General features: G+C 70.6%; 17 protein-coding genes, 1 tRNA gene and 1 pseudogene. 9 read left to right on the forward strand and 10 right to left on the reverse strand.

Annotated features, from left to right (window positions below; all coding sequences use genetic code 11):
* Positions 1–7: 7 nt before the first annotated feature.
* From WJ438_RS30390 to WJ438_RS30410, 5 genes are read right to left on the reverse strand one after another with little or no spacing between them, the layout of a single operon-like run.
* Positions 8–1,216, reverse strand: coding sequence for a CaiB/BaiF CoA transferase family protein (locus tag WJ438_RS30390; RefSeq protein WP_406728058.1), 1,209 nt, complete (start codon positions 1,214–1,216; stop codon positions 8–10).
* Positions 1,213–2,619: an ADP-ribosylglycohydrolase family protein gene (locus tag WJ438_RS30395; protein WP_406728059.1), complete on the reverse strand. Its 1,407-nt coding sequence runs from the start codon at positions 2,617–2,619 to the stop codon at positions 1,213–1,215. The genes WJ438_RS30390 and WJ438_RS30395 overlap by 4 nt, the downstream gene beginning before the upstream one ends.
* The gene (locus WJ438_RS30400) at positions 2,607–3,788 is read right to left on the reverse strand and encodes an ADP-ribosylglycohydrolase family protein (protein ID WP_406728060.1); all 1,182 of its coding nucleotides are present in this window, start codon (positions 3,786–3,788) and stop codon (positions 2,607–2,609) included. The genes WJ438_RS30395 and WJ438_RS30400 overlap by 13 nt, the downstream gene beginning before the upstream one ends.
* Positions 3,789–3,795: 7 nt before the next feature.
* Positions 3,796–5,091, reverse strand: coding sequence for an ADP-ribosylglycohydrolase family protein (locus tag WJ438_RS30405; protein ID WP_406728061.1), 1,296 nt, complete (start codon positions 5,089–5,091; stop codon positions 3,796–3,798).
* Positions 5,088–6,125: an ADP-ribosylglycohydrolase family protein gene (locus tag WJ438_RS30410; RefSeq protein WP_406728062.1), complete on the reverse strand. Its 1,038-nt coding sequence runs from the start codon at positions 6,123–6,125 to the stop codon at positions 5,088–5,090. The genes WJ438_RS30405 and WJ438_RS30410 overlap by 4 nt, the downstream gene beginning before the upstream one ends.
* Before the next feature lie 294 nt (positions 6,126–6,419).
* Here WJ438_RS30410 and WJ438_RS30415 point away from each other — a divergent pair, with 294 nt between their 5' ends.
* The 3 genes from WJ438_RS30415 (at position 6,420) to WJ438_RS30425 (ending at position 13,713) form a co-directional block, all read left to right on the forward strand.
* Positions 6,420–7,151 carry a VIT1/CCC1 transporter family protein gene (locus WJ438_RS30415; RefSeq protein WP_406728063.1) on the forward strand — a complete coding sequence of 244 codons (732 nt, stop codon included), beginning with the start codon at positions 6,420–6,422 and terminating at the stop codon, positions 7,149–7,151.
* 474 nt (positions 7,152–7,625) lie between these two features.
* Positions 7,626–12,257, forward strand: a complete 4,632-nt coding sequence (gene gltB, locus WJ438_RS30420) for a glutamate synthase large subunit (RefSeq protein WP_406728064.1) — start codon at positions 7,626–7,628, stop codon at positions 12,255–12,257.
* On the forward strand, positions 12,250–13,713 hold the full coding sequence (locus tag WJ438_RS30425) for a glutamate synthase subunit beta (protein ID WP_406728065.1): 1,464 nt from the start codon (positions 12,250–12,252) through the stop codon (positions 13,711–13,713). The genes gltB and WJ438_RS30425 overlap by 8 nt, the downstream gene beginning before the upstream one ends.
* A 161-nt stretch (positions 13,714–13,874) precedes the next feature.
* On the opposite strand, the gene WJ438_RS30430 is transcribed toward WJ438_RS30425, so the two are convergent.
* Complete coding sequence (locus WJ438_RS30430) at positions 13,875–14,780, reverse strand: chitosanase (protein WP_406728066.1); 906 nt, start codon at positions 14,778–14,780, stop codon at positions 13,875–13,877.
* Positions 14,777–15,706 (reverse strand): rhomboid family intramembrane serine protease, encoded by a 930-nt coding sequence (locus WJ438_RS30435; RefSeq protein ID WP_406728067.1) that lies wholly within the window; start codon positions 15,704–15,706, stop codon positions 14,777–14,779. The genes WJ438_RS30430 and WJ438_RS30435 overlap by 4 nt, the downstream gene beginning before the upstream one ends.
* 166 nt (positions 15,707–15,872) lie before the next feature.
* Here WJ438_RS30435 and WJ438_RS30440 point away from each other — a divergent pair, with 166 nt between their 5' ends.
* On the forward strand, positions 15,873–16,595 hold the full coding sequence (locus WJ438_RS30440) for a vWA domain-containing protein (RefSeq protein WP_406728068.1): 723 nt from the start codon (positions 15,873–15,875) through the stop codon (positions 16,593–16,595).
* Between the two features lie 10 nt (positions 16,596–16,605).
* Here WJ438_RS30440 and WJ438_RS30445 read toward each other — a convergent pair whose 3' ends face one another.
* Entirely contained in the window at positions 16,606–17,523 is a 918-nt protein-coding gene (locus tag WJ438_RS30445) for a hypothetical protein (protein ID WP_406728069.1), read from the reverse strand.
* Between the two features lie 125 nt (positions 17,524–17,648).
* Between WJ438_RS30445 and WJ438_RS30450 the strand changes: the two genes are divergently transcribed.
* The 4 genes from WJ438_RS30450 (at position 17,649) to WJ438_RS30465 (ending at position 24,036) form a co-directional block, all read left to right on the forward strand.
* Complete coding sequence (locus tag WJ438_RS30450; RefSeq protein ID WP_406728070.1) at positions 17,649–18,011, forward strand: chorismate mutase; 363 nt, start codon at positions 17,649–17,651, stop codon at positions 18,009–18,011.
* Between the two features lie 102 nt (positions 18,012–18,113).
* A complete protein-coding gene (gene pepN, locus WJ438_RS30455; RefSeq protein WP_406729854.1) occupies positions 18,114–20,627 on the forward strand; it encodes an aminopeptidase N in 2,514 nt (837 codons plus the stop codon).
* Positions 20,628–20,850: 223 nt separating this feature from the next.
* Positions 20,851–22,287 (forward strand): pyruvate kinase, encoded by a 1,437-nt coding sequence (gene pyk / locus WJ438_RS30460; RefSeq protein ID WP_406728071.1) that lies wholly within the window; start codon positions 20,851–20,853, stop codon positions 22,285–22,287.
* Positions 22,288–22,587: 300 nt separating this feature from the next.
* A complete protein-coding gene (locus WJ438_RS30465) occupies positions 22,588–24,036 on the forward strand; it encodes an NF041680 family putative transposase (protein ID WP_406729855.1) in 1,449 nt (482 codons plus the stop codon).
* Between the two features lie 9 nt (positions 24,037–24,045).
* On the opposite strand, the pseudogene WJ438_RS30470 reads toward WJ438_RS30465, so the two are convergent.
* Together WJ438_RS30470 and WJ438_RS30475 are read right to left on the reverse strand one after the other, a co-directional pair.
* Positions 24,046–24,651: pseudogene (locus WJ438_RS30470) on the reverse strand (helix-turn-helix domain-containing protein); the annotation flags it as partial.
* Between the two features lie 105 nt (positions 24,652–24,756).
* Positions 24,757–24,829: transfer RNA gene (locus WJ438_RS30475), tRNA-Leu, on the reverse strand.
* 105 nt (positions 24,830–24,934) lie between these two features.
* On the opposite strand from WJ438_RS30475, the gene WJ438_RS30480 reads away from it, so the two are divergent.
* Positions 24,935–25,588 carry an ANTAR domain-containing response regulator gene (locus tag WJ438_RS30480; protein ID WP_406728072.1) on the forward strand — a complete coding sequence of 218 codons (654 nt, stop codon included), beginning with the start codon at positions 24,935–24,937 and terminating at the stop codon, positions 25,586–25,588.
* Positions 25,589–25,601 lie beyond the last annotated feature (13 nt).

Here is a 25,601-nt window from a genome sequence, read left to right on the forward strand (position 1 = left end):
GCCCCCGTCACAGTGCGCCCTCCGCGCGCAGCGCCGCCAGTTCGGCCGGGGTGAGGCCCAGTTCGGTCAGGACCTCGTCGGTGTCCGCGCCGTGCGGGCGGCCCGCCCAGCGGATCGCGCCGGGGGTGCGGGAGAGCCGGAAGAGGACGTTCTGCATGCGCAGCGGGCCCAGCTCCGGGTCGTCGACCGTGGTGATGGTGTTCAGGGCCTGGTACTGCGGGTCGGTCATCACGTCCCGTACGTCCTGGACGGGGGCCACCGCGGCCTCGGCCTTCTCGAAGGCCGCGAGCACGTCGGTGCGGGTGCGGCGGGAGATCCATCCGCCCACGGCCTCGTCCAACGTGTCCGCGTGCCGGGCCCGGTCGGCGCCGGTGGCGAACCACGGTTCGTCGATCAGTTCGGGCCGTCCCACCAGCCGCATCACCCGCTCGGCGACCGACTGGGCAGAGGTGGAGACGGCGACCCAGGTGCCGTCGGCGGTCAGGTAGGTGCCGCGCGGGGCGTTGTTCTGGGAGCGGTTGCCGGTGCGGGGCTGGACATGGCCCAGCTGGTCGTACCAGGTCGGCTGCGGGCCGAGCACGGTGAGGATCGGTTCGATGAGGGCCATGTCGACGACCTGGCCCTCGCCGGTGTGCTCCCGCCCGGCGAGCGCGGTGAGCACCGCGTACGCCGTGGTCAGACCCGCGATGGAGTCGGCCAGCCCGAACGGCGGCAGCGTCGGAGGCGCGTCCGGTTCACCGGTGATCGCGGCGAAGCCGCTCATCGCCTCGGCGAGGGTGCCGAAGCCGGGGCGAGGGGCGTACGGGCCGAACTGGCCGAAGCCGGTGACCCGGACCAGGACCAGCCGGGGGTTGGCGGCGGACAGTTCGGGCCAGCCCAGGTCCCACTTCTCCAGGGTGCCCGGCCGGAAGTTCTCGATGATCACGTCGGCGGTCCGGGCGAGGCGCAGCAGGGTCGCCCGGCCGCCGGGCGTGGACAGGTCGAGGGTGATGGTCCGTTTGTTGCGGCCGAGCATCTTCCACCACAGCCCCACGCCGTCCTTCGACGGCCCGTGGCCGCGGGAGGGGTCCGGTTTCCTCGGGTGCTCGACCTTGACGACCTCCGCGCCGAAGTCGCCGAGCAGGGTCGCGGCGAGGGGCCCGGCGAAGAGGGTGGCGAGGTCCAGGACGCGCAGGCCGGTCAGCGGGGGACCGGCGGGGGCGGGGGGCCGGGTCATGGGCGGCAGGCCTCCAGGTGGGTCAGACGGGCCAGGGTGTCGAAGCCGATGCCGTTGAAATCGCCGACGGAGGTGGCCAGCCGGTTCTTCAGCGGGCCCGTCCAGCGTTCGGGGAGCGCGGTGGGGGAGCCGGCGAGGAGAGCGGCGATGCCGCCGGCGGTCGCGCCGCCCGAGTCCGTGTCCAGGCCACCGGACACGGCGCGGCAGATCGCGCCGGTGAAGTCGCCGTCCGCGTGGGTGAGGGCGGCGGCGATCAGCGCGGTGTTGGGCACGGCGTGCACCCAGTGGACGTCCGCGTGCCGGGCATGGATCTCGTCGATGACGGTGGCGAAGTCGGCGTGCTCGTGCGCCAGTCGCACGGCGTGGCGCACGGCGCGGGCGAGCCGGGAGCGGGGCGGTACGACGGCGAGACCGGCCCGCAGACAGGCATGGACGTCCTGGTTGCCGTTGCCGTTGCCGCTGTCCGCGGCGGCGGTGGCGATGACGGCCGCGGCGAACATCGCGGCGTAGACGCCGTTGGCGGTGTGGGTGAGGGTCGCGTCGCGATGGGCCTGCTCCGCCGCGCCCGCCGGGTCCCCCGGATTGGTCCAGCCGTGCACGTCGGCGCGGATCAGCGCGCCGATCCACTCGCGGAACGGATTGCGGTGCCGGGCGGTGCGCGGGGGTTCCAGGCCGCTCAGGAGGTTGCGGTAGGCGATGCGTTCGGCGGTGAAGGCGCGGCCCGCCGGGAGTTCGTCCAGCCAGAGCCGGGCCACGTCCGCGGTGGTGAAGTCCCTGCCGTACCGCTGGAGCAACAGCAGGTTGAGGAGCGGGTAGTTGAGATCGTCGTCCTCGGGCATGCCGTCGATGTTCTCGGCGAGGGACGTGGCCGCGGAGCGACGGTTCCAGGGGTACCGGGCGGCCAGTTCCCCGGGAACTCCGCGGGCGGTGAAGTAGCCGTTCAGAGGCCAGTTTCCGGTTGCCCGGGCGAGCCGGCGGATGCCGTCGAGGGGGAGCTTCTCCACGGGCTTGCCGAGCAGGCAGCCGACGGCCCGGCCGAGCCAGGCGGCTTCGAGGCGGTCGGTACGGCGGTGACCCGCGTCGAAGTGATCGGGAGCCGGCGGACCGGTGCCGAGGGGGGAGGGCCAGTGGGGGCACAGGGACTTGATCGCGGCGAGGTCCGTCGGCTCGTCGTCCGCCAGGCTGCTGGGCAGGTCGGCGAGTTCGTCCAGGAGGTCCCCGGCCAGCAGCCGGAGGTAGCGGGAGGCCGGCCGCGGGGAGGCGCCGGCGCGGAGCGGGGCCTCGGGGCCGCCCGCCGCGCGCCAGCGGGCCGCGACGGCCGAGGGCGCCCTGCCGTCCTGGGTCGCCTGGCGCAGCTCATGGCCGATCAGGTCCTCCGGCTGGACCCAGGTCAGTCGGAGCATGCCGGGCCTCCCAACTCGACGAACGCCCGTTCGTGCGCTCGGCGTCGGGACACGTCGCGCGCGAAGATCTCGCACGTCACCGCGGTCAGCGCGGCCGCGGGTTCCCAGAGGTCGAGACGGCTGGCGTCCGCCACGGTCTTCGCCCAGCCCTCGGGGACCGGCGAGCCGAGGGCGCCCGTCACCGCCCCGGCCATCGTGGCGATGGAGTCGCAGTCCCGGCCGTAGTTCACCGCGCCCAGCACCGCGTGCCGGAAGTCGCCGCGGGCCACCACCACCATGCCCAGCGCGACCGGGAGTTCCTCGACGGCGTGCAGCCGGGACGGCCGGCGGGCGCCCAGCGAGGGGGAGCGGTAGTCGGGGCCCACGGTGTCGTACGGGGCCACGGCCTCCCGCAGCGGGCGCAGTGCGGACTCGAAGTCCGGGTGTCGGGACGCCTCTTCGCAGACCCGTTCGATCGCCTCCCGTGTGCCGTCCTTCGCCAGCGACAGGCAGGCGTCGACGACCGAGCCCGGACTCGCCCCCGGCGCGCACGCCGCTGCCACGGCCGCGGCGAGGACCCCCGCCGCCTCCCGGCCGTACGACGACTGGTGGGCCCCCGCGACGTCCAGCGCCTCGGCGTACGCGCCCACCGGGTTGGCGGAGTTGACCAGGCCGACGGGGGCCATGTACATCGCGGCACCGCAGTTGACGATGTTGCCGACGCCCGCCTCGCGCGGGTCGACATGACCGTAGTGGATCCGGGCCACCAGCCACTTCTCCGCGAGGAAGATCCGCTGGAGCGGGAGCGCCTCCGCCTCCAGTTCCGGGATCCAGCGCGGGTTGCTCATCAGGTCCGGCACCAGGTGGTCGGCGACGGCATGGGCGTCCAGATGGTCCCGGACCCGCGCGTACACCCGGACCAGGGCATGCGTCATGAGCGTGTCGTCGGTGACGTGTCCGTCGCCCTTGTGGTAAGGGGCGATGGGCCGGGCGGTGCGCCAGGCGTCGCCGTTCCAGGGGCCGACGACACCGTGGACGCGGCCACCGTGGCGTTCGGCGATCTGCTCGGGGGAGTACCCCTCGACGGGGCCGCCGAGCGCGTCGCCGACGGCGGCTCCCACCAGCGCGCCGGCGATCCGCTCGTCCAGGGGCGCACCCCGGCCCCGCTTCTCATCCTCTTTGAGCGTCATGCCCGAATCATCCTCCTGGTGGGGGCGGTTGCGCGGCTTCCAGGAGTCCGGCGAGTTCCACCAGGTCGGTGCCGGTGAGCCGGGGGAGCGCGCAGCCGGAGAGGGTGCGGCAGCTCTCCCGCCAGGATCCGGGGATCGCCGCGCCGCCGCCCAGCGCGCCGGTCAGGGCGCCGGCGAGGGCGGGGGCGGAGTCCGCGACCCGGGACAGGCAGGCCGCGGCGGGGACCGCCTCCGCGATCCGGCCGTGGGCGGCGGTGGCCAGGGCGAGAGCGACGGGGACGGTTTCGGCGGCGGCGACACCGTAGCTGTAGACGTGGTCGACGATCTGGTGTTCCAGGAGCGGTACGAGGGCGAAGGCGCCGTCGGTGTCCGCGGCGAGCCGCAGGGCGTGCCGGGCGTTGCGGCCGATCTCCGTCTCCTCGGGCAACTCGGCGACCGCGGCGGTCACGCACGCCTCCACGTCGGCTCCGGCCAGCGCGAGGGCGACGGCGGCGGCCATCGCGCGGGCGCCGTGGACACCGTCGCCGTCCTGGGTGTAGCGGGCGTCGAACTCGGCGAGCGCCGCGGCGCGTTCGGGGTCTCCGGCGTGGGTGACGGCCAGGACGCAGGCCCGTACGCAGGCCGCGTCGTCGAAGTAGTGCGGGTTGTCGTGGCCGGTGGCGGGCGGCCGCAGCCCCGTGGCGAGGTTGCCGAGCCCGGCCCGTACGGAGATACGGGCGCGCAGGGGGAGCACGGCCGACTCGATCTCGGGGGCGCGCGCGGCCGCCGCGGCGACCTCGTCGGCCACGACGTTCCAGGTCAGGTCGATGGCGGCCCGGGTACGGCGTTCCCGGCTCAGGTCCCTCAGGGCGCTGTCGTGGCCGGCCAGCAGGACCGCCTCGGCCGCGAACGCCGCCCACTCGGCGTCGTCTGAGGGGCCGAGCCGCAAGGGCTCCGGGGGCTGGTTGAGGGCGATCGGCACGGGGAGGGTGGTGGTCGCGTTCTGCTCGGCGAAGACGTCCAGTTCCCGGGTGAGCCGCCGGGTCCACTCGGGCATCCGGGCAGCCCGGTGCCGTGCGGCGGGCCAGCCGGCGGCGTCACCGGCGGCGAGGCCGAGGAGCAGGCCCTCGATGCGCGTCCGCGGTGGTGGGGCGGGGGATGCGGACTCGGCCGAGTCCTCGGGCCGGTGGTTCCCAACCGCGCCACGCGTGCGGGTCCCGTGGCCGGGCACGGGCGGCACTTGCGGGGCGCTCTCGCCGTCGACGGCGGACGAGGGTGCTGTGGCTGTGGGCGGAGACGGGGGCGGGGCGGGGGGCGGGGTCATGTCGGGGCCTCCGTTTCGTTGTCCGCTGCCAGGACGAAAGTGCCTGGTGTGAGCAGGTCCGCGATGTCCAGGACGTGGTGGCCGGCCATCGCGGGGAGGCAGCTGCCGAGGGCCGGTCCGATGGCGGCGGCCCAGGCCTCCGGGATCGCGCGGGCGCCTCGGGTCGCCCCCGCGAGGGCACCCGCCACGGCCGCCGTGGTGTCGGCGTCGCGGCCCATGTTGACGGCCGTCAGCACCGCCTGTTCGAAGTCGCCGTCCGCCGCCGCATACGCGCCGAAGGCGAGGGCGACGGCTTCGGGGGCCAGGTCGGTCCAGGGGTAGCCACCGATCACGACCGCGGAGCGCACCGCGCGTTCGCCCAGGTGGGCGGCGGTGACGGCGCGGCGCAGGGAACGGGCGGTCCAGGAGTCCTCCGGCACCAGAGCCAGCGCGGAGGCGACGACGGTGACCACCGGTGCTCCCGCCATCGCCGCCGCCACGCCCGCCGCGACCGCCTGGCCGCCGTAGATGCCTTCGCCGTCGTGACTGATCGAGCCGTCGACGGCCGCCAGCCGGGCGGCCTCGGCGGGACGGCCGGCCGCGAAGACGCCGTGCGGTGTCGCCCGCATCGCCAGCCCGTCGCTCCAGGCATGGCGGTGCTGGGCGGAGACGGGGGCGGCCAGTCCCCGGCGGAGGTTCTCCAGGGTGCCGCGTTCGCTGAAGCCGGCGCCGCGGAAGGACCCCTCGGCGCGGTCCGAGATCCACTCGTGCCAGGCCGCCCCGACCTGCTCCGGGGTGAGCGCGGAGCCGTGCCGGGCCAGCAGCAGGCCGGTGAGGATCGCGTACTCGGTGTCGTCCGTGCCCGCGGGGTGCTCCGCGACGTACCCGGTGATACGGCCCCACCGGGCGCGGATCTCGGAGGGCCGCATGTTCTCGGCCGGGGCGCCCAGCGCGTCGCCGACGGCCAGGCCGAGCAGCGCGCCGCGTGCCCGCTCGCGGAGTCCGACGGAGCCCCCGGGCGCCGGGGCGGAGGGGATGCGGGCGATCGATGCCATACGCGGCTCTCCTCTCAGGGGCGCCCCGAGAGGCGCGAAGCCCTTTGCGGAACTGTCCCCGGTGAGGTGTCCGGCGCAGCCTCACCCGCCTCAACGTCACCCGGTCGACATCTGCGTGCCCCTTCACACAGACGTGCAGAATCCGCAAAACCGCAGGTTAGCCCAGCCTTTCCTTGCTGGCGGGGGGAATCAGTGGGGGTACCTTGAGTGTTGTAAAAAACTAGAACGTGTCTAAAAACTGTCCAAAGGGGCGTCCGGTCTCCAGGCGCTCCCGCGAATTCCCTGGGGGGCTGTATGGCGCTCATCGAGACCGAGGCGACGCTGCACGAGGCGCACCGCGACAACCACACGCACCGTGACGTGAACGGCGGCTGGCTGCGCCCCGCCGTGTTCGGCGCGATGGACGGACTGGTCTCCAACCTCGCGCTGATCACCGGCGTCGCCGGTGGCTCGGTCGGTCAGCAGACCATCGTCCTCACCGGCCTCGCGGGCCTCGCGGCCGGCGCCTTCTCCATGGCCGCCGGCGAGTACACCTCTGTCGCCTCCCAGCGTGAGCTCGTCGAGGCCGAACTGGCCGTCGAGCGGCGCGAACTGCGTAAGCACCCCAAGGACGAGGAGGCCGAGCTCGCCGCCCTCTACGAGTCCCGCGGTGTCGAGCCGGAGCTCGCCAGTGAGGTGGCCCGGCAGCTGTCGAAGGACCCCGAGCAGGCGCTGGAGATCCACGCCCGCGAGGAACTGGGGATCGACCCCGGCGACCTGCCCTCGCCCACCGTGGCCGCCGTCTCCAGCTTCGGCGCCTTCGCGCTGGGCGCGCTGCTCCCCGTACTGCCCTATCTGCTCGGCGCGAGCAGCCTGTGGCCCGCCGTGCTGCTGGCCCTTCTGGGACTCTTCCTGTGTGGCGCGCTGGTGGCCAAGGTGACCGCGCGGACCTGGTGGTTCAGCGGGCTGCGGCAGCTCGCCCTCGGTGGCGCGGCGGCCGGCGTGACCTATGCCCTGGGCGCGCTGTTCGGAACGGCCATCGGATGACCCGGCTCCACACCCGACCCGGACGGGCGATCCGGTTCGGACGGCCCGGCCGGGTGACGCGGCTCGCGTCACCCGGCTCGGACGCCCCCGGGTGGGCCGGCTCCGCTTTCGTGCGACGGACCGCGCAAGTACACGTTATTCATCGGTTTCGACCGTGTGACGACGGGGCATGAGCCGAAAGCGCTACGGGCAATGAGGCCTGTGACGCACCCGCGCGGGGGGCGAAGACGCCCCCTCCGCCTTCGGACCGGCGGACATCGATCTGTTCGCCTCCGGCACCCACAGCCTCCACCGTCAGGTGCGGAACCCCGCCGTGACCTGCAAGGTGTCCGCATGAGGGAACGGAAAATCCCGCTATCCGGGAACCGATCCCTCGTGTGATCTGCACGAAATTTCGCAGCCACACAGAGGGCCAACGTCGTTCCTCGGCACTTGCCACATGCCACATGCCACACGACGACGACGGGAGAGCCGATGCGTATGCCGCGCCGGCCGTGCCAGCATTCCGCGCAAGGTCAGAACTGGTCCTCCATGGACGCCCGCCCAGCGCCCCAGGGTCTGTACGACCCCCGCGACGAGCACGACGCCTGCGGCGTGGGCTTCGTCGCCACCCTCACCGGCGAGGCGTCCCACACCCTGGTGGAGCAGGCGCTCACCGTCCTGCGCAACCTGGAGCACCGCGGCGCCACCGGCTCCGAGCCCGACTCCGGCGACGGCGCGGGCATCCTCTCCCAGGTCCCGGACGCCTTCTTCCGCGAGGTGGCCGGGTTCGAACTGCCCGAGGCCGGCGCCTACGCCGTCGGCACCGCCTTCCTCCCGGTCGACACGGCCGACGAGACCGCCGCCCGCATCGAGGAGATCGCCCGCGCCGAGGGCCTGACCGTCCTCGGCTGGCGCGACGTGCCCGTCGCACCCGAACTGCTGGGCGCCGCCGCCCGTTCCACGATGCCCGCCTTCCGCCAGATCTTCGTCACGGACCACGTGTCGACGGGCATCGACCTCGACCGCACGGCCTTCGCGCTGCGCAAGCGCGCCGAGCGCGAGGCCGGTGTCTACTTCCCGTCGCTGTCCGCGCGGACCCTCGTCTACAAGGGCATGCTCACCACCGGCCAGCTGGAGCCCTTCTTCCCGGACCTGTCGGACCGCCGCTTCGGCTCCGCGATCGCGCTCGTGCACTCCCGGTTCTCCACGAACACCTTCCCGTCGTGGCCGCTCGCGCACCCCTACCGCTTCGTCGCCCACAACGGCGAGATCAACACCGTCAAGGGCAACCGCAACTGGATGCGCGCCCGCGAGTCCCAGCTGGCCTCCGACCTGTTCGGCTCCGCCGACCATGGGCACAGCGGCTCCGCCGACAAGGGCATCGAGCGCATCTTCCCGGTGTGCACGCCCGACGCCTCCGACTCCGCCTCCTTCGACGAGGTACTCGAACTGCTGCACCTCGGCGGGCGCTCGCTGCCGCACTCAGTGCTCATGATGATCCCGGAGGCATGGGAGAACCACGCCTCGATGGACACGGCCCGCCGCGCCTTCTACCAGTACCACTCCACGATGATGGAGCCCTGGGACGGCCCCGCCTGCGTCACCTTCACCGACGGCACCCAGGTCGGCGCCGTACTCGACCGCAACGGCCTGCGCCCCGGCCGCTACTGGGTCACCGACGACGGCCTGGTCGTCCTCGGCTCCGAGGTCGGCGTGCTCGACATCGACCCGGCGAAGGTCGTCCGCAAGGGCCGCCTGCAGCCCGGCCGCATGTTCCTGGTGGACACCGCCGAGCACCGCATCATCGAGGACGACGAGATCAAGGCCCGGCTCGCCGCCGAGCACCCCTACGCGGAGTGGCTGGAAGCCGGCGAGATCGAACTGTCCGACCTGCCCGAGCGTGAGCACATCGTGCACACCCACGCCTCGGTCACCCGCCGCCAGCAGACCTTCGGCTACACCGAGGAGGAACTGCGCCTCCTGCTCGCCCCGATGGCCAAGGCCGGCGCCGAACCGATCGGCTCCATGGGCACCGACTCCCCGATCGCCGCGCTGTCCGACCGCCCCCGACTGCTCTTCGACTACTTCACCCAGCTGTTCGCGCAGGTCACCAACCCGCCGCTGGACGCGATCCGCGAAGAACTGGTCACCTCCCTGCGCAGCTCCCTGGGCCCCCAGGGCAACCTGCTCGAGCCGACGGCCGCGTCCTGTCGCTCCGTCGTCCTGCCCTTCCCGGTCATCGACAACGACGAGTTGGCCAAGCTCATCCACGTCAACGCCGACGGCGACCTGCCCGGCTTCAAGGCCGCCACCCTCTCCGGCCTCTACCGGGTCTCCGGCGACGGCGACGCCCTCGCCGCCCGTATCGAGGAGATCTGCGCCGAGGTCGACGCCGCCTTCGGCAACGGCGCCCGGCTGATCGTCCTGTCCGACCGGCACTCCGACGCCGAACACGCGCCGATCCCGTCGCTGCTGCTCACCGCGGCCGTCCACCACCACCTCATCCGCACCAAGCAGCGCACCCAGGTGGGCCTCCTCGTCGAGGCCGGAGACGTCCGCGAGGTCCACCACGTGGCCCTCCTCATCGGCTTCGGCGCCGCCGCCGTCAACCCGTACCTGGCGATGGAGTCCGTCGAGGACCTCGTCCGCGCGGGCACCTTCCTGTCCGACATCGAGCCCGAGAAGGCCATCCGCAACCTCATCCACGCTCTCGGCAAGGGCGTTCTGAAGGTCATGTCCAAGATGGGCATCTCCACCGTCGCCTCCTACCGCGGCGCCCAGGTCTTCGAAGCCGTCGGCCTCGACGAGCGGTTCGTCGAGAAGTACTTCCACGGCACCGCCAGCAAGATCGGCGGCATCGGCATCGACGTCGTCGCCCAGGAGGTCGCCGCCCGCCACGCCAAGGCGTACCCCGCCTCCGGCATCGCCCCCGCCCACCGTGCGCTCGACATCGGCGGCGAATACCAGTGGCGCCGCGAGGGCGAACCGCACCTGTTCGACCCGGAGACCGTCTTCCGCCTCCAGCACTCCACGCGCTCCGGCCGCTACGACGTCTTCAAGCAGTACACCGACCGCGTCAACGAGCAGTCCGAACGCCTGATGACGCTCCGCGGCCTGTTCGGCTTCACCTCCGACCGTGACCCCCTCCCCGTCGACGAGGTCGAGCCGGTCTCCGCGATCGTCAAGCGGTTCTCCACCGGCGCCATGTCGTACGGCTCCATCTCCCAGGAGGCGCACGAGACCCTCGCCGTCGCCATGAACCAGCTCGGCGGCAAGTCCAACACCGGCGAGGGCGGCGAGGACCCCGAGCGCCTGTACGACCCGGCCCGCCGCTCATCCATCAAGCAGGTCGCCTCCGGACGCTTCGGCGTGACCTCCGAATACCTGGTCAACTCCGACGACATCCAGATCAAGATGGCCCAGGGCGCCAAGCCCGGCGAGGGCGGCCAGCTGCCCGGCCCCAAGGTCTACCCGTGGATCGCCAAGACGCGTCACTCGACGCCCGGTGTCGGCCTCATCTCCCCGCCGCCGCACCACGACATCTACTCCATCGAGGACCTCGCCCAGCTGATCCACGACCTGAAGAACGCCAACCCCGAAGCGCGCATCCACGTCAAGCTGGTCTCCGAGGTCGGCGTCGGCACAGTCGCCGCCGGCGTCTCCAAGGCCCACGCCGACGTCGTCCTCATCTCCGGCCACGACGGCGGCACCGGCGCCTCCCCGCTGACCTCGCTCAAGCACGCCGGCGGCCCCTGGGAGCTCGGCCTCGCCGAGACCCAGCAGACACTGCTGCTCAACGGCCTGCGCGACCGGATCGTCGTCCAGACCGACGGCCAGCTCAAGACCGGCCGCGACGTCGTCATCGCCGCCCTCCTCGGCGCCGAGGAGTTCGGCTTCGCGACCGCCCCGCTGGTCGTCTCCGGCTGCGTCATGATGCGCGTCTGCCACCTGGACACCTGCCCGGTCGGCATCGCCACGCAGAACCCGGTGCTGCGCGACCGGTTCACCGGCAAGGCCGAGCACGTCGTGAACTTCTTCCGGTTCATCGCCGAAGAGGTCCGCGAACTCCTCGCCGAACTCGGCTTCCGCTCCCTCGAGGAGGCCGTCGGCCACGCCGAGGTCCTCGACGTGACCCGCGCCGTCGACCACTGGAAGGCGCAGGGCCTGGAACTGGCCCCGCTGCTCCACGTCCCGGATCTGCCCGACGGCGCCGTCCGCCACCGGATCGTCCCCCAGGACCACGGACTGGCGAAGGCCCTCGACAACGAGCTGATCAAGCTCGCCGCCGACGCGCTCGCCGCCGACGGCGCCCCGGACGCCCAGCCGGTCCGCGCCCAGGTCGCCATCCGCAACATCAACCGCACCGTCGGCACCATGCTCGGCCACGAGGTGACGAAGAAGTTCGGCGGCGCCGGCCTGCCCGACGACACCATCGACCTCACCTTCACCGGCTCCGCCGGCCAGTCCTTCGGCGCCTTCGTCCCCCGCGGCATCACACTGCGCCTGGAGGGCGACGCCAACGACTACGTCGGCAAGGGCCTCTCCGGCGGCCGCATCGTCGTCCGCCCCGACCGGGGCGCCGACCACCTCGCCGAGTACAGCGTCATCGCCGGCAACACCCTCGCCTACGGCGCCACCGGCGGCGAGATGCTCCTGCGCGGCAAGGTCGGCGAACGGTTCTGTGTCCGCAACTCCGGCGCGCTGGTCGTCTCCGAGGGCGTGGGCGACCACGGCTGCGAATACATGACCGGCGGCCACGCGGTCGTCCTCGGCGAGACCGGCCGCAACTTCGCGGCCGGCATGTCCGGCGGCGTCGCCTACGTCATCGACCTCGACCGGGACAACGTCAACGCCGGCAACCTGGACGCCGTCCACGAGCTCGACGACACCGACCGCGCCTGGCTGCACGACGTGGTGCGCCGGCACCAGGAGGAGACGGGCTCCACCGTCGCCGAGAAGCTGCTGGCCGAGTGGGACAGCCCCGACGGAGGCGCCGCCCGCTTCAGCAAGATCACCCCCAGTACGTACCAGGCAGTGCTCGCCGCCAAGGACGCCGCCGAGCGAACCGGACTCTCCGAGTCCGACACCCACCGGAAGATGATGGAGGCGGCGACCCATGGCTGACCCGAAGGGATTCCTGAACCACGGGCGCGAGGTCGCCACCTCCCGCCCGGTCACCGAACGCGTCAAGGACTGGAACGAGATCCACGTCCCCGGCTCCCTGCTGCCGATCATCAGCAAGCAGGCCGGCCGCTGCATGGACTGCGGCATCCCGTTCTGCCACAACGGCTGCCCGCTGGGGAACCTGATCCCCGAGTGGAACGACTACGCCTACCGCGAGGACTGGTCGGCGGCCTCCGAGCGACTGCACGCCACCAACAACTTCCCGGAGTTCACCGGCCGCCTGTGCCCCGCCCCCTGCGAGTCGGCGTGCGTCCTCGGCATCAACCAGCCGCCCGTCACCATCAAGAACGTCGAGGTCTCGATCATCGACAAGGCGTGGGAGACCGGCGACGTCGCCCCGCGGGTCCCCGGACGCCTGTCAGGCAAGACCGTCGCGGTCGTCGGCTCCGGCCCCGCCGGCCTGGCCGCCGCCCAGCAGCTGACCCGGGCCGGCCACACCGTCGCCGTGTACGAGCGGGCGGACCGCATCGGCGGCCTCCTGCGCTACGGCATCCCCGAGTTCAAGATGGAGAAGCGGCACATCAACCGCCGTATCGAGCAGATGCGCGCGGAAGGCACCAAGTTCCGCACGGGCATCGAGATCGGCCGTGACATGCCGGCCACCGCACTGCGCAAGCGGTACGACGCCGTCGTCCTCGCCGTCGGCGCGACGACGGCGCGCGACCTGCCGGTGCCGGGCCGCGAACTGGGCGGCATCCACCAGGCCATGGAATACCTGCCGCTGGCCAACAAGGTGCAGGAGGGCGACTACGTCGCCCCGCCGATCTCCGCCGAGGGCAAGCACGTCGTCGTCATCGGCGGCGGCGACACCGGCGCCGACTGCGTGGGCACCGCCCACCGCCAGGGCGCCGCCTCCGTCACCCAGCTGGAGATCATGTCCCGCCCGGACGAGGAGCGGAACCCGGCGACCCAGCCGTGGCCGACCTTCCCGATGCTCTACAAGGTCACCTCCGCGCACGAGGAGGGCGGCGAGCGGGTCTACTCCGTCTCCACCACCCACTTCGAGGGCGACGTGGACGGCAACGTGCAGCGGCTGCACCTGGCCGAGGTCGAGTTCGTCGACGGCAAGCCCACCCGGAAGTCCGGCACCGAGCGGACGATCCCGGCCCAGTTGGTCACCCTCGCCATGGGGTTCACCGGCACCGACCGGGACAACGGCCTCGTCGAGCAGTTCGGCCTGGATCTCGACGAGCGCGGTAGCATCGCCCGCGACGCCGACTTCCAGACCAGCGTGCCGGGCGTCTTCGTCGCCGGTGACGCCGGCCGCGGCCAGTCCCTCATCGTGTGGGCGATCGCCGAGGGACGCTCCGCCGCACACGGCTGCGACCGCCACCTCACCGGCGCGAGCGACCTGCCCGCACCGATCCGCCCCACCGACCGCTCACTGATGGTGTGACGGCTCGCCCCGCCCACCACCACGCGGGCGCGGACCGCATCGCACAAGGGACCTGACGGCCCCCCACAGAGGTCCCGTACAACGGCGTACGGAACACCAGGTGGCGCCTGCCCGCCCGTCCCCGACCGGACGAAACCGGGCAGGCGCCGCCGCATCTCCGTTCAGGGAATCCGGAAGGTGCTCCCGTTCACCTGCCACGTCAGCGGCGTCGCCAGCTCCAGGTTCCCCTCCCGCAGGAACCGGCGCTGGGCGGTGTCGATCCGGGACGTGTCGGCACCCGGCTTCCTCGCGAGCACGGCCGCGCGGCGCACGTCGAGGAACACCTCCAGGAACGCCTTCTCGCCGCCGCCCTGGCCCGGCGTCCTCGCCTTGCGCATGGCCTGCTCCCGCATGCCGTAGAAGCCGTCGGGGCCGGTGTCGGGGCCACGCCGGACCATCGCGTCGTAGTACACGAACTGGCCGAGCGTGCCGAGACCGTCGAGCTTGGCCATGCGCACCGCCGGGTCGAAGTAGACCCGGTCGCGCTCGGCCTCCTGGGCCGCGCGGAACGCGGGCTTCTCCGACTCCGCCCGCCAGGCCTCCGGGAAGCCCGGGTCCAGACCCTCGTGCGAGTCCGTACCGTCAACCTCACGCAGCGCGGGCAGGAACTCCGCCAGCCCGTTGTCCGGGTGCTCCTTGGTGTAGCCCTCGACGAGAGCGAGCAGATCGTGGGTGCCGGTGGTGAAGCCGACGATGCCGGCCGTGTAGCCGACGCCGTCCCCGACGTCCTCGATGGAGCCGTAGGTCTCGCGCCAGCGCAGCGTCGAGTTCTCGGCGCTCGCCACGATCTGCTGGGCGAGTTCCTTCTTCGCCGGATCGGCCAGGCCCGGCGGCCGGCTCGCCACCAGCGCGTCGTCCTTGGCCGCCTCCGACTCGGCGCGCTCCTTGGCCTGCTCGCGCGCGTTCGGTGAGGCGGACACGGCCGGGCCGTTGCCGGCGGTCCCGCCGTCGGACCCTCCGGGCATCAACATGTACACGGCCGTCGCCACCACGGGCACGGCCGCGATCAGCAGGGCTGGACGCTTCACTGGGAAACACCTCCACCGGTCAGAACCGACACCTTGACCACCGCCAGGACGACGAGCAGCGCGAGCAGCACCAGACACGCTCCCGCCTGCAACAGCGCACGGTGCCTGCCCCTGGGCACGTACGCGAAGGCCACCGCCACCGCACCGCCCGCCAGCAGCCCGCCGAGGTGCCCCTCCCAGGACGTGACCACCGCGGAGACCACCAGCCACAGCAGCAGCCCGGCCATGAACCGGTTGACCGCGCTCATCTCGGCACCGACCCGACGCGCCATGACGTAGTACGCGGCCCCCACCCCGAAGATCGCCCCGGACGCCCCGACCACGACCTCCTGCGGCGCGAGCAGCAGCACCAGCACCGAACCGCCCAGCGCCGACAGCAGATACAGGGCGAGATAGTGGACGCGGCCCAGCATCGACTCGACGGCCCGGCCCAGGTTCCACAACGCCACCATGTTCATCACGATGTGCAGAATGCCGAACGTCCCCCCGGTGAGCGGCAGATGCAGGAACGCGCCGGTCAGCAGCCGGTACCACTCCCCGCCCACCACACCTTCCGGACGGAAGTCCTCGAAGTACGCGCCCTCGACCCACACGTAGTGCCCGCCGTCCGGCCCGAGCAGCCTCGCGCCCAGCATCGCGAACCGGTCCACGACCTCCGGCAGCGCCAGCTCCGTCAGATAGGCCAGCACATTGACGACGATCAGTACGTACGTCACCACCGGCACCGCCGAGACCCGGCCGCCCACCACGGTGCGGGCCTGCCGCATCGACCGCACGCCCTCCTTCACGCACTCGGGGCACTGGTGGCCCACGGCCGCCTCCCGCATGCAGTCCGGGCAGATGTACCGCTCGCAGCGCACACAGCTGACGCGGCACTCCACCTTGGGATGGCGGTAACAGGTGGTGACGGTGGACTCGGAATCCACGAGCCGGCTCCTTGTGAGGGACGGGACGGACGAGCCGGTGGGGGCGGCGGCGAACAAAAGTATCGAACACCGGTGCAGTGACGCGGAAGCGGGGTCGGGGCGCATACCCTCGGGACCAGTCCCGGGGACCGAGCAGCAGGTCCCGGCGACCGGAGGGGGAGACCACATGGCCGCGATCAGCCTGAACAAGATCGAGGAGACCGCGCCCGCGCTGGTCAGCCTGTACAAGACCGCGGGGCACGCACTGACCGAACACGGGCTGGACGGGCTGCGTGCCGCGGTCTACCTCGTGGTCGACCACTCCGGCTCGATGAAGCCGTACTACAGGGACGGCAGCGTACAAGCGCTCGCCGACCGGGTGCTGGGCCTGTCCGCGCACCTCGACGACGACGGCATCGTGCCGGTGCTGTTCTTCTCCACCGACGTCGACGCCGTCACCGACCTCTCCCTCGCCGACCACCAAGGGCGCGTCGAGCGGATCGTCGCCGGGCTCGGGCACATGGGCAGGACCAACTACCACCTGGTGATGGACGCCGTCATCGACCACTACCTCGACAGCGGGTCGACCGAGCCCGCGCTCGTCGTCTTCCAGACCGACGGCGGCCCCACCAACCGGCCGGCCGCCGAACGGTACCTGTGCAAGGCGGCCAGGCTGCCGCTGTTCTGGCAGTTCATCGGCTTCGGCGACCCGACCAGCCGGCAGTTCGACTACCTGCGCAAGCTGGACGACCTGGCCGTACCGGACAAGCGGATCGTCGACAACGCCGGGTTCTTCCACGCGGGCACCGATCCCCGCGAGGTGTCGGACGCCGAGCTGTACGACCGGCTGCTGGGCGAGTTCCCCAAGTGGCTGGCGGACGCCCGGGCCCGGGCAATCGTGAAGCCGTAGCCACTCACCCCTACGTGTCGCACTCCAGCACAGTCCGGCACAACCCGCACCGCACCCGCACCCGCCCCCGCACCGGAACCCTGATCCGCTGAAGGCAGGTCGGACACGGAAACGACACCCGCAGCACCCCCTGGCCGTCACCGCCGGACGTGAAGCTGTACGGCACATCCTCCGGGGCCGACGACGCCGGGACGCCCGCGGCCCGCTGCTCCCGAGCATGCCGGCGGTCCCGCGCGTACCGCCGGCGCCCCACCCGGCCGGCGGCCGTCAGCGGGGGCTGCTGCCCGTCCCACCGCGCCAACGCCATCCCCTTCACATACGCCGTATAAGCCTGCGCACTGGTGAACCACACCGACGGATCCTCACCGAACACCAGCGACCGCTTCGCCAGCACATACCCGAACTCCTCCGGCGTGAGATACCCCAGTTTCTGCGACGACACCCCGTCCTCCCGGAACGCGTCCAGCAGCAGCCACCCCGCCCCCAGATACGTCGCCGCCGTGTCCGTCAGGATCTCGTTATCCCGCGTACCGGGAAACGACAGCCCCAGACGGTGCAGATACACATGCATCACCTCATGCGCCAGCGCCGCCCCGATATCCCGCCGATGCGTCCGGAACCGATCATTCAGCTCCACGAAATACTCCGGACCAGCCGCAAGCTCGACATTCGCCGCATGCCGCATCTCACGAAAACCGACGATCAACCGCGCATCCGGCAATCGGTAGTGCCGCACCAGTTCCCGCGCCACCCGCTGCGCCCCCAGATGAAGATCATCTATGTCGCCGAACGCCACATCCACCGGAGCCACACTGGTCGAAAACGACCGCACCGTGTCATACGACAAACGCCGGTACACCGCCGTAACGGCCGACCGCACCGTCTCCAGATGCGGAAAGCCGTGCTCCACCGGTCCGCCGTTCGCCACGCCTCACCCCCAAGACGCCCAGAAACCGATTCCACCTTACGACCCCGCCCCGACAACCGCCCTCGACCGTCCACACCCCGAACACCACACCCCGCACCCACCACCGCCCCGTAGGCTGACCCCCCATGACCACCAGCAACACCGGTACCGGAGACGTCGACCCCGCAGTCCGCGAGGAACTCGCCCGGTTGCGCGACAGCATCGACAACATCGACGCCGCCGTCGTCCACATGCTCGCCGAACGCTTCAAATGCACCCAGCAGGTCGGCCGCCTCAAGGCCCGGCACCAGCTGCCACCCGCCGACCCCGCCCGCGAAGGCCGACAGATCACCCGGCTGCGCACCCTCGCCGAGAACGCCAAACTCGACCCGGCCTTCGCCGAGAAACTCCTCAACTTCATCATCGCCGAGGTCATCCGCCACCACGAGCGCATCGCCGACGACACCACCAGGAACACCACCGGCCACTCCACGCCCACCACGGACTGACTCCCCCGAAACCCGCAGAGGTGCACGTCGGGGAGCTCAACAACACCGGACATAAGCCGCGTGCCGATCCGCCTCTGTGTCATGCAGACGGCATCGGGCAGCATGGCCTGCATGTCCGTACTGACGCGCGACGAAGCGCACAACCGAGCACAGCTCCTCGATGTCCACCGCTACACGATCGAACTCGATCTCACCACCGGTGACGACACCTTCGACTCCCACACCCTGATCCGGTTCACCGTCCTCGCAGACCAGGACAACACGGACACCTTCGTCGAAGTCAAGCCCGCCGAGCTGCGCTCCGTCACCCTCGACGGACACCCCCTGAACCCCGAAACCCTCGACGGCAACCGACTGCCGCTCAAGAACCTCACCCCCGGCGAACACGAACTACGCGTCGACGCCACCATGCACTACTCCCGCACCGGCGAAGGCATGCACCGCTTCACCGACCCCGCCGACGGCGAGACCTACACCTACACCCAACTCTTCATGGACGACGTCCAGCGCGTCTTCGCCGCCTTCGACCAACCCGACCTCAAAGCCGTCTTCGAAGTGACCGTCACCGCCCCCCACAACTGGACGGTCCTCGCCAACGGCATCACCGAACACCTCGGCCAGGGCCGCTGGAAAGCAGCCCCCACCCCCCTCATCTCCACCTACCTCGTCGCCGTCGCCGCAGGCCCCTGGCACTCCGTACGCACCGAACACCGCGGCCTGCCCTTCGCCCTCCACTGCCGCCGCTCCCTCGCACCCCACCTCGACACCGACGCCGACGAACTCCTCGACATCACCCGCGCCTGCTTCAACCGCTACCACGAGAAATTCCAGGAGCCCTACCCCTTCGACTCCTACGACCAGGCGTTCGTCCCCGAATTCAACGCCGGCGCCATGGAGAACCCCGGACTCGTCACCTTCCGCGACGAATTCGTCTTCCGGTCCGCCGTCACCGACACCCAACGCCAGACCCGCGCCATGGTCATCGCCCACGAAATGGCCCACATGTGGTTCGGCGACCTCGTCACCCTCACCTGGTGGGACGACATCTGGCTCAACGAGTCCTTCGCCGAATACATGGGCTACCAGACCACCGCCGAAGCCACCCGCTTCACCCACACCTGGACCGACTTCGGCGTCACCCGCAAACCCTGGGGCTACGACGCCGACCAACGCCCCTCCACCCACCCCGTCGCCCCAGAAAACGTCCAGGACACCGCCTCCGCCCTCCTCAACTTCGACGGCATCTCCTACGCCAAGGGCGCCTCCGCACTACGCCAGCTCGTCGCCTGGCTCGGCGAAAAGGACTTCCTCGCCGGCATCAACACCCACATCGCCCGGCACAAATTCGCCAACGCCACCCTCGCCGACTTCATCGACTCCCTCGCCTCCGCCACCGACCGCGACGTCCACGCCTGGGCCAACGCCTGGCTGCGCACCACCGGCGTCGACACCCTCACCCCCCAACTCCACACCGACAACGGACACTGGCACCTCACCATCCGGCACGCAGACGGCGACAGCCGCCCCCACCGCATCACCCTCGGCCTCTACGACCACGACCTCGACGACACACGCGGCCTGACCCTCCGCACCCGCCTGGAAGCCGACCTCGCCCCCCACGGCGACACCACCCTCAGCGCCGCAGGCCCACGCCCCGCCCTCCTCGTCCTCAACGACGGCGACCTCACCTACGCCAAGATCCGCTTCGACGACGAGTCCTCCCAGACCCTCCGGACCCGCCTGTCCGGCCTGCCCGACCCCCTCACCCGCGCCGTCATCTGGAACGCCCTCCGCGACGCCGTCCGCGACGGCGAACTCCCCGCCACCACCTACCTCGACATCGCCCGCACCCACCTCCCGCACGAAACCGACCTCGCCCTCGTCCAAGGCGCCCTCGCCTTCGCCACCACCCACATCGCCGACCGCTACGTCACCCCCGAACAGCGGCCCGCCGCCCTCGCCACCCTCACCGACCTGTGCCGCGACCTCATCCGCCGCACCGAGGACGGCGACAACCCCGGCCTGCGCCTCATCGCCGTACGCCACCGCATCGACACCGCCGCCCACCCCGACACCATCGCCGCCTGGCTCGCCGACGGCACCGTCCCCGGCGGCCCCGAACTCGACCCCGAACTGCGCTGGCGCATCCTCACCCGCCTCGCCGTACTCGACGCCACCGACGAAACCACCATCGCCGCCGAACTCGCCCACGACCCCAGCGCCACCGGCCAGGAAGGCGCCGCCCGCTGCCGCGCCGCCCTGCCCCACGAAGACGCCAAGGCCCGCGCCTGGGACGCCATGTTCCGCACCGACGACCTGTCCAACTACCTGTTCACCGCCACCGCCCAGGGCTTCTGGCAGCCCGAACAAGCCGACCTCGTACGCCCCTACGTGGCCCGCTACTACAAGGACGCCGTCGCCCTCGCCGCCCGCCGCGGCCCCGCCCTCGCCGACGCCGCCGGCCGCTGGGCCTTCCCCGCCCACGCCGTTGACCCCGAAACCCTCCGCCTCGGCGAGAAATGCCTCCGCAAGGCCGACCCGACCCCCGCCCTCCGCCGCAAACTCGTCGACCAGCTCGACGACCTGGCCCGAGCACTGCGCGTACGCCAGGAATAACCCGCGGACGCTCCGCTGTCGGGGGCGCCACACCCCACGGACCACACCCCACGGCGCCCCCGACAATACGAACTTGTGACCGACATATGGAAGACGGCCATCAATGCTCATACGAGCAACCGGCCGCGCAATTCAGTACTTGCCAATAACCATTCATACACAGTCCGCCGAACGGTCACATGTGACCTCATCACTACCCACCGGTAAGCCCTAGGCTCACACCATGCGCCGAGCAAAAATCGTCTGCACACTAGGGCCCGCCACCGACACATACGACCAGATCAAAGACCTGGTCGACGCCGGAATGGACGTCGCCCGACTCAACCTCAGCCACGGCAGCCACGCCGAGCACGAGGAGCGCTACCACCGCGTACGAAAAGCCGCCGACGAAACCGGCCGCAGCGTCGGCCTCCTCGCCGACCTCCAAGGCCCGAAAATCAGACTCGGCCACTTCACCGAAGGCCCCGTACTCCTCGAACACGGCGACACCTTCACCATCACCGTCGAAGACGGCACCCAAGGCGACCGCCACACCAGCGGCACCACCCACGCCGGCCTCGCAGACGACGTCACCCCCGGCGAACGCATCCTCATCGACGACGGCAAAGTCACCCTCGAAGTCACCGACATCGACGGCCCCCGCGTCCACACCACCGTCATCGAAGGCGGCATGGTCTCCGACCACAAAGGCCTCAATCTCCCCGGCGTCGCCGTCTCCGTCCCCGCCCTCTCCAAAAAAGACGAAGACGACCTCCGCTGGGCCCTGCGCACCGGCTTCGACACCATCGCCCTCTCCTTCGTACGCAGCGGACGCGACATCAAAGAAGTCCACCGCATCATGGAAGAAGAAGGCCGCCACCTTCCCGTCATCGCCAAAATCGAAAAACCCCAAGCCGTCGAGAACATCGACGACATCGTCGCCGCCTTCGACGCCATCATGATCGCCCGCGGAGACCTCGGCGTCGAAATGCCCCTCGAACAAGTCCCCATCGTTCAAAAACGCGCCATCAAACTCGCCAAACGCAACGCCAAACCGGTCATCGTCGCCACCCAAATGCTCGACTCGATGATCGACAACGCCCGCCCCACCCGCGCCGAAGCCTCCGACGTCGCCAACGCCGTCCTCGACGGCACCGACGCCGTCATGCTCTCCGGCGAAACCAGCGTCGGCAAACACGCCATCAACACCGTCCGCACCATGGCACGCATCGTCGAAGCGGCCGAAGAAGACCTCCTCGCCAAAGGCCTCCCACCCCTCACCGAACGCAACAAACCCCGCACCCAAGGCGGCGCCGTGGCCCGCGCGGCAGCGGAAATCGGCGACTTCCTCGGCGCCAGGTTCCTCGTCGCCTTCACCCAGTCCGGCGACACCGCCCGCCGCCTCTCCCGCTACCGCTCACCCATCCCCCTCCTCGCCTTCACCACCGACCCCGCCACCCGCTCCCAGCTCAGCCTCACCTGGGGCGTGGAGACCTTCCTCGGCCCCCACGTCGAATCCACCGACGCCATGGTCGACCAGGTCGACGAGCTCCTGCTGCGGTACGCGCGCTGCGAGAAGGGCGACACGGTCGTCATCACGGCCGGCTCCCCACCGGGAGTCCCCGGCTCGACGAACCTCGTCCGAGTCCACCACGTCGGCGAGGACGACAGCCCCAAGTAGCCTTGCCAGGTCCCCGGTTCAGTACTTGGGGCCCACATGACGGTCCATGAGGGCGACGGAGGCCTTCTTCGCAATGGAGACGTTGCGAGAGTTCGGCTGCCGCCATTCGACACCCACTTGGTCCAGGGACCCGGTGAAGAGGCCGATGATGTCGGCTGAGCTTGTTCTTTATGGTCCGGGCTCGAACACCGGGTAGGACACTGTCACTCACCTGGGCATTCGCCGGACAGGCGGACGGCCTCCGCATGAGCATGCGTTCTGTCACCGAACCACACTCATACGAAGGCCGCAGGGGTGAGTCTGCTGCATCACGATGCCCGGCACGAGGCGTTCGACTTCACATCACACTTCCGGGAGGACCTCTACGCCTGCCTGACCCGGCGCGGTGACACCCTGTTCGAGCTCTGCGACGCGATGCTCTGCGAGAACGGGCCGGTGACCTCGCCGGTGGACCTGACACTGCTGGCCGAACACCGTCGCGGACACGGCGCGCTCTACGACGCGCTGAACTGTGGCCGCATCGACGCCGCACGGCTGCGCCGCGCGCTGGCCGTGCTCCCGCAGCCCAAGGCCGCCGACAACCGGCTCGTCCTGGCCGTCGACGTCAGCCACTGGCTGCGACCCGACGCCCCGTGCAGCCCGGACCGCCTGTTCTGCCACGTCTACGGACGCAGCGGACGCTCCAGTGACCAGCTGATCCCGGGCTGGCCGTACTCGTTCGTCGCCGCTCTGGAGAAAGGACGCACCTCGTGGTGCCAGATCCTGGACGCGCTCCGTCTCGGTCCCGACGACGACGTCGCCGAGGTCACTGCCCGCCAGGTGAGCCGGGTGGTGGCCGACCTGATCGACGGCGGCCAGTGGGAGGACGGCGACCCGGACATCCTGGTCGTCTGCGATGCCGGCTACGACGCCCCACGCATGGCCTACCTCCTCAAGGGCCTGCCGGTGGAGGTGCTGGGGCGCATGCGCGCGGACCGGGTGATGCGCAGGCCCGTCCCTGCCACCTGGACACAGCCGAGGCAGGGAGGCCTGCTGCTGAAGCACGGTGCGGAGTTCCGCTTCGCCAAGCCCAACACCTGGGGCGAGCCGGACCAGGCGACGGTGCAGGTCACCGACCGGTACGGCACCGCCCGGGCGATGGCCTTCGACCGCCTCCACCCGAAGCTGACCACCCGCAGCGCATGGATCGACCACACCGGTGAACTCCCCCTCATCGAGGGCACTGTGATCCGACTCGAAGTCGACCACCTGCCCGGCGGCCAGGACCCGCTGCCCGTCTGGCTGTGGTCCTCGAAGACCGGCATGACCAGCGAGGATGTCGACCTGCGCTGGCAGGCGTTCTTGCGCAGATTCGATCTGGAGCACACCTTCAGAATGATCAAGCAGACGCTCGGCTGGACCCGGCCGAAACTCCGCAGCCCCGAGGCGGCCGACCACTGGACCTGGCTGGTCATCGCCGCCCACACCCAGCTCCGCCTCACCCGTGATGCCGCCGCCGACCTCCGCCATCCCTGGGAGAAACCGGCCGAGCCCGGCCGGCTCACCCCCGCCCGCGTCCGGCGGGGGTTCCGGAACATCCGCCCGCACCTTCATTGCCCGGCCCGCGCACCGAAACCCTCAACACCCGGGCCGGGCAGGCCACGTGGATCGAAGAACCGCCACCCGGCAACCCGCCATGACGTCGGCAAAACGACCAGACGTCCCGAGAGCATCACTGAACGGAATCAGCACAAAGACCGCAAAGGTTAAATTTCAAGCTGAGAGATTGGTGAAGAAGTACCGTGGGTACTCGGACCGCTTCCGCTCCCCGCCGACCGTCCGAGTCGCCCAGTTGGTGATCCGGCACCCATCGGAGTGGATGAGACCGCAGACGAATTCCCACGGGTGAGCGTCGACGACGGCCCGCTGCCAGGGATCGAGGACGATCGGCCGCTCATGCTTCTTGCCTGGGCCGTGCTGGGGGAAGAGTCGTGGCCAGTAGGGGGAGTAGCTGGTGACCGCCACACATCCCTGCTTCGGCTGTACGTGGAGGCCGATGCCGGGGCGGACTCGGGAAATGGCTTCACGGCACTGCTCGATCAACCCTGGCCACGCGTCCGCGCAGACGATACGCAGGTAATAGCCGGAACGCGGGTGCGCGCTGATGCAGCCATCGCCGAGGTAGAGGCCGAGAAGATAAGAGTACGCGTACTCATCGGCAGGTGGTCCAGGATCGGGAGACGCCATTCGAGGCAAGGGCTCCAAGCGGTGCTGCCAGGACCTGATCGCGGCGCGTGAGATGCCTGTCTCGCGGCTCACCGAGTTGAGGCTGCGACCCTGATCCACCAGGGCGAGTGCTCGCTTGCGAGTGTTGAGGTCGTACATACGCACACGATGCGCAAATGATCGTCGCGACACGCGACAAAAAGCGGATGTTCACGAGAACGGGGACATCCGCTTTCGATGACAACCTTGGATTCGGAGGAAAAGTGCCCCGGGTCGGATTCGAACCGACGCTGTATGGTGTTTGAGACCATCGCCTCTGCCTCTGGGCTACCGGGGCGCCCTTTGAAATGAAGGCTGGCGGTCACCCGCCGTGCCCCCACCTTACCGCAGCTGGGTACGCTCTTGTCAGCAGTACCGGTCTGCCCCGCACCAAGGAGCCCACGTGAGTGCCCCCGAGTCGCCCCAGCCAGTAGACGTGCCCGATGACGACAAGGCGCACGTGCCTCCGATGACGACGCGTGTCGTGATCGCCGAGGACGAGGCGCTGATCCGGCTCGATCTCAAGGAGATGCTGGAGGAGGAGGGGTACACGGTCGTCGGTGAGGCCGGTGACGGTGAGCGGGCGATCGAGCTGGCGCGGGAGCACCGGCCGGATCTGGTGATCCTCGATGTGAAGATGCCGAAGCTGGACGGTATCTCGGCGGCGGAGAAGATCGCCGAGGAGGGTATCGCGCCGGTGTTGATGCTGACGGCGTTCTCGCAGCGTGATCTGGTGGAGCGGGCGCGGGATGCGGGGGCGATGGCGTATCTGGTGAAACCGTTCTCGAAGAGTGATGTGGTGCCGGCGATCGAGATGGCGGTGTCGCGGTTCACGGAGTTGCGGGAGCTGGAGCGTGAGGTCGCGGATCTGAGTCTGCGGTTGGAGACGCGGAAGTTGGTGGATCGGGCGAAGTCGGTGTTGCAGACGGTATACGGGTTGTCGGAGCCGGCGGCGTTCCGTTGGATTCAGAAGACGTCGATGGATCGGCGGATGTCGATGCAGCAGGTGGCGCAGGCGGTTATTGATGATGCGGCGGAGAAGGCGTCGAAGGGTTAGTGGTTGGTGGGAG

This window comes from Streptomyces sp. GD-15H, assembly GCF_045291515.1.
Classification (GTDB): domain Bacteria; phylum Actinomycetota; class Actinomycetes; order Streptomycetales; family Streptomycetaceae; genus Streptomyces.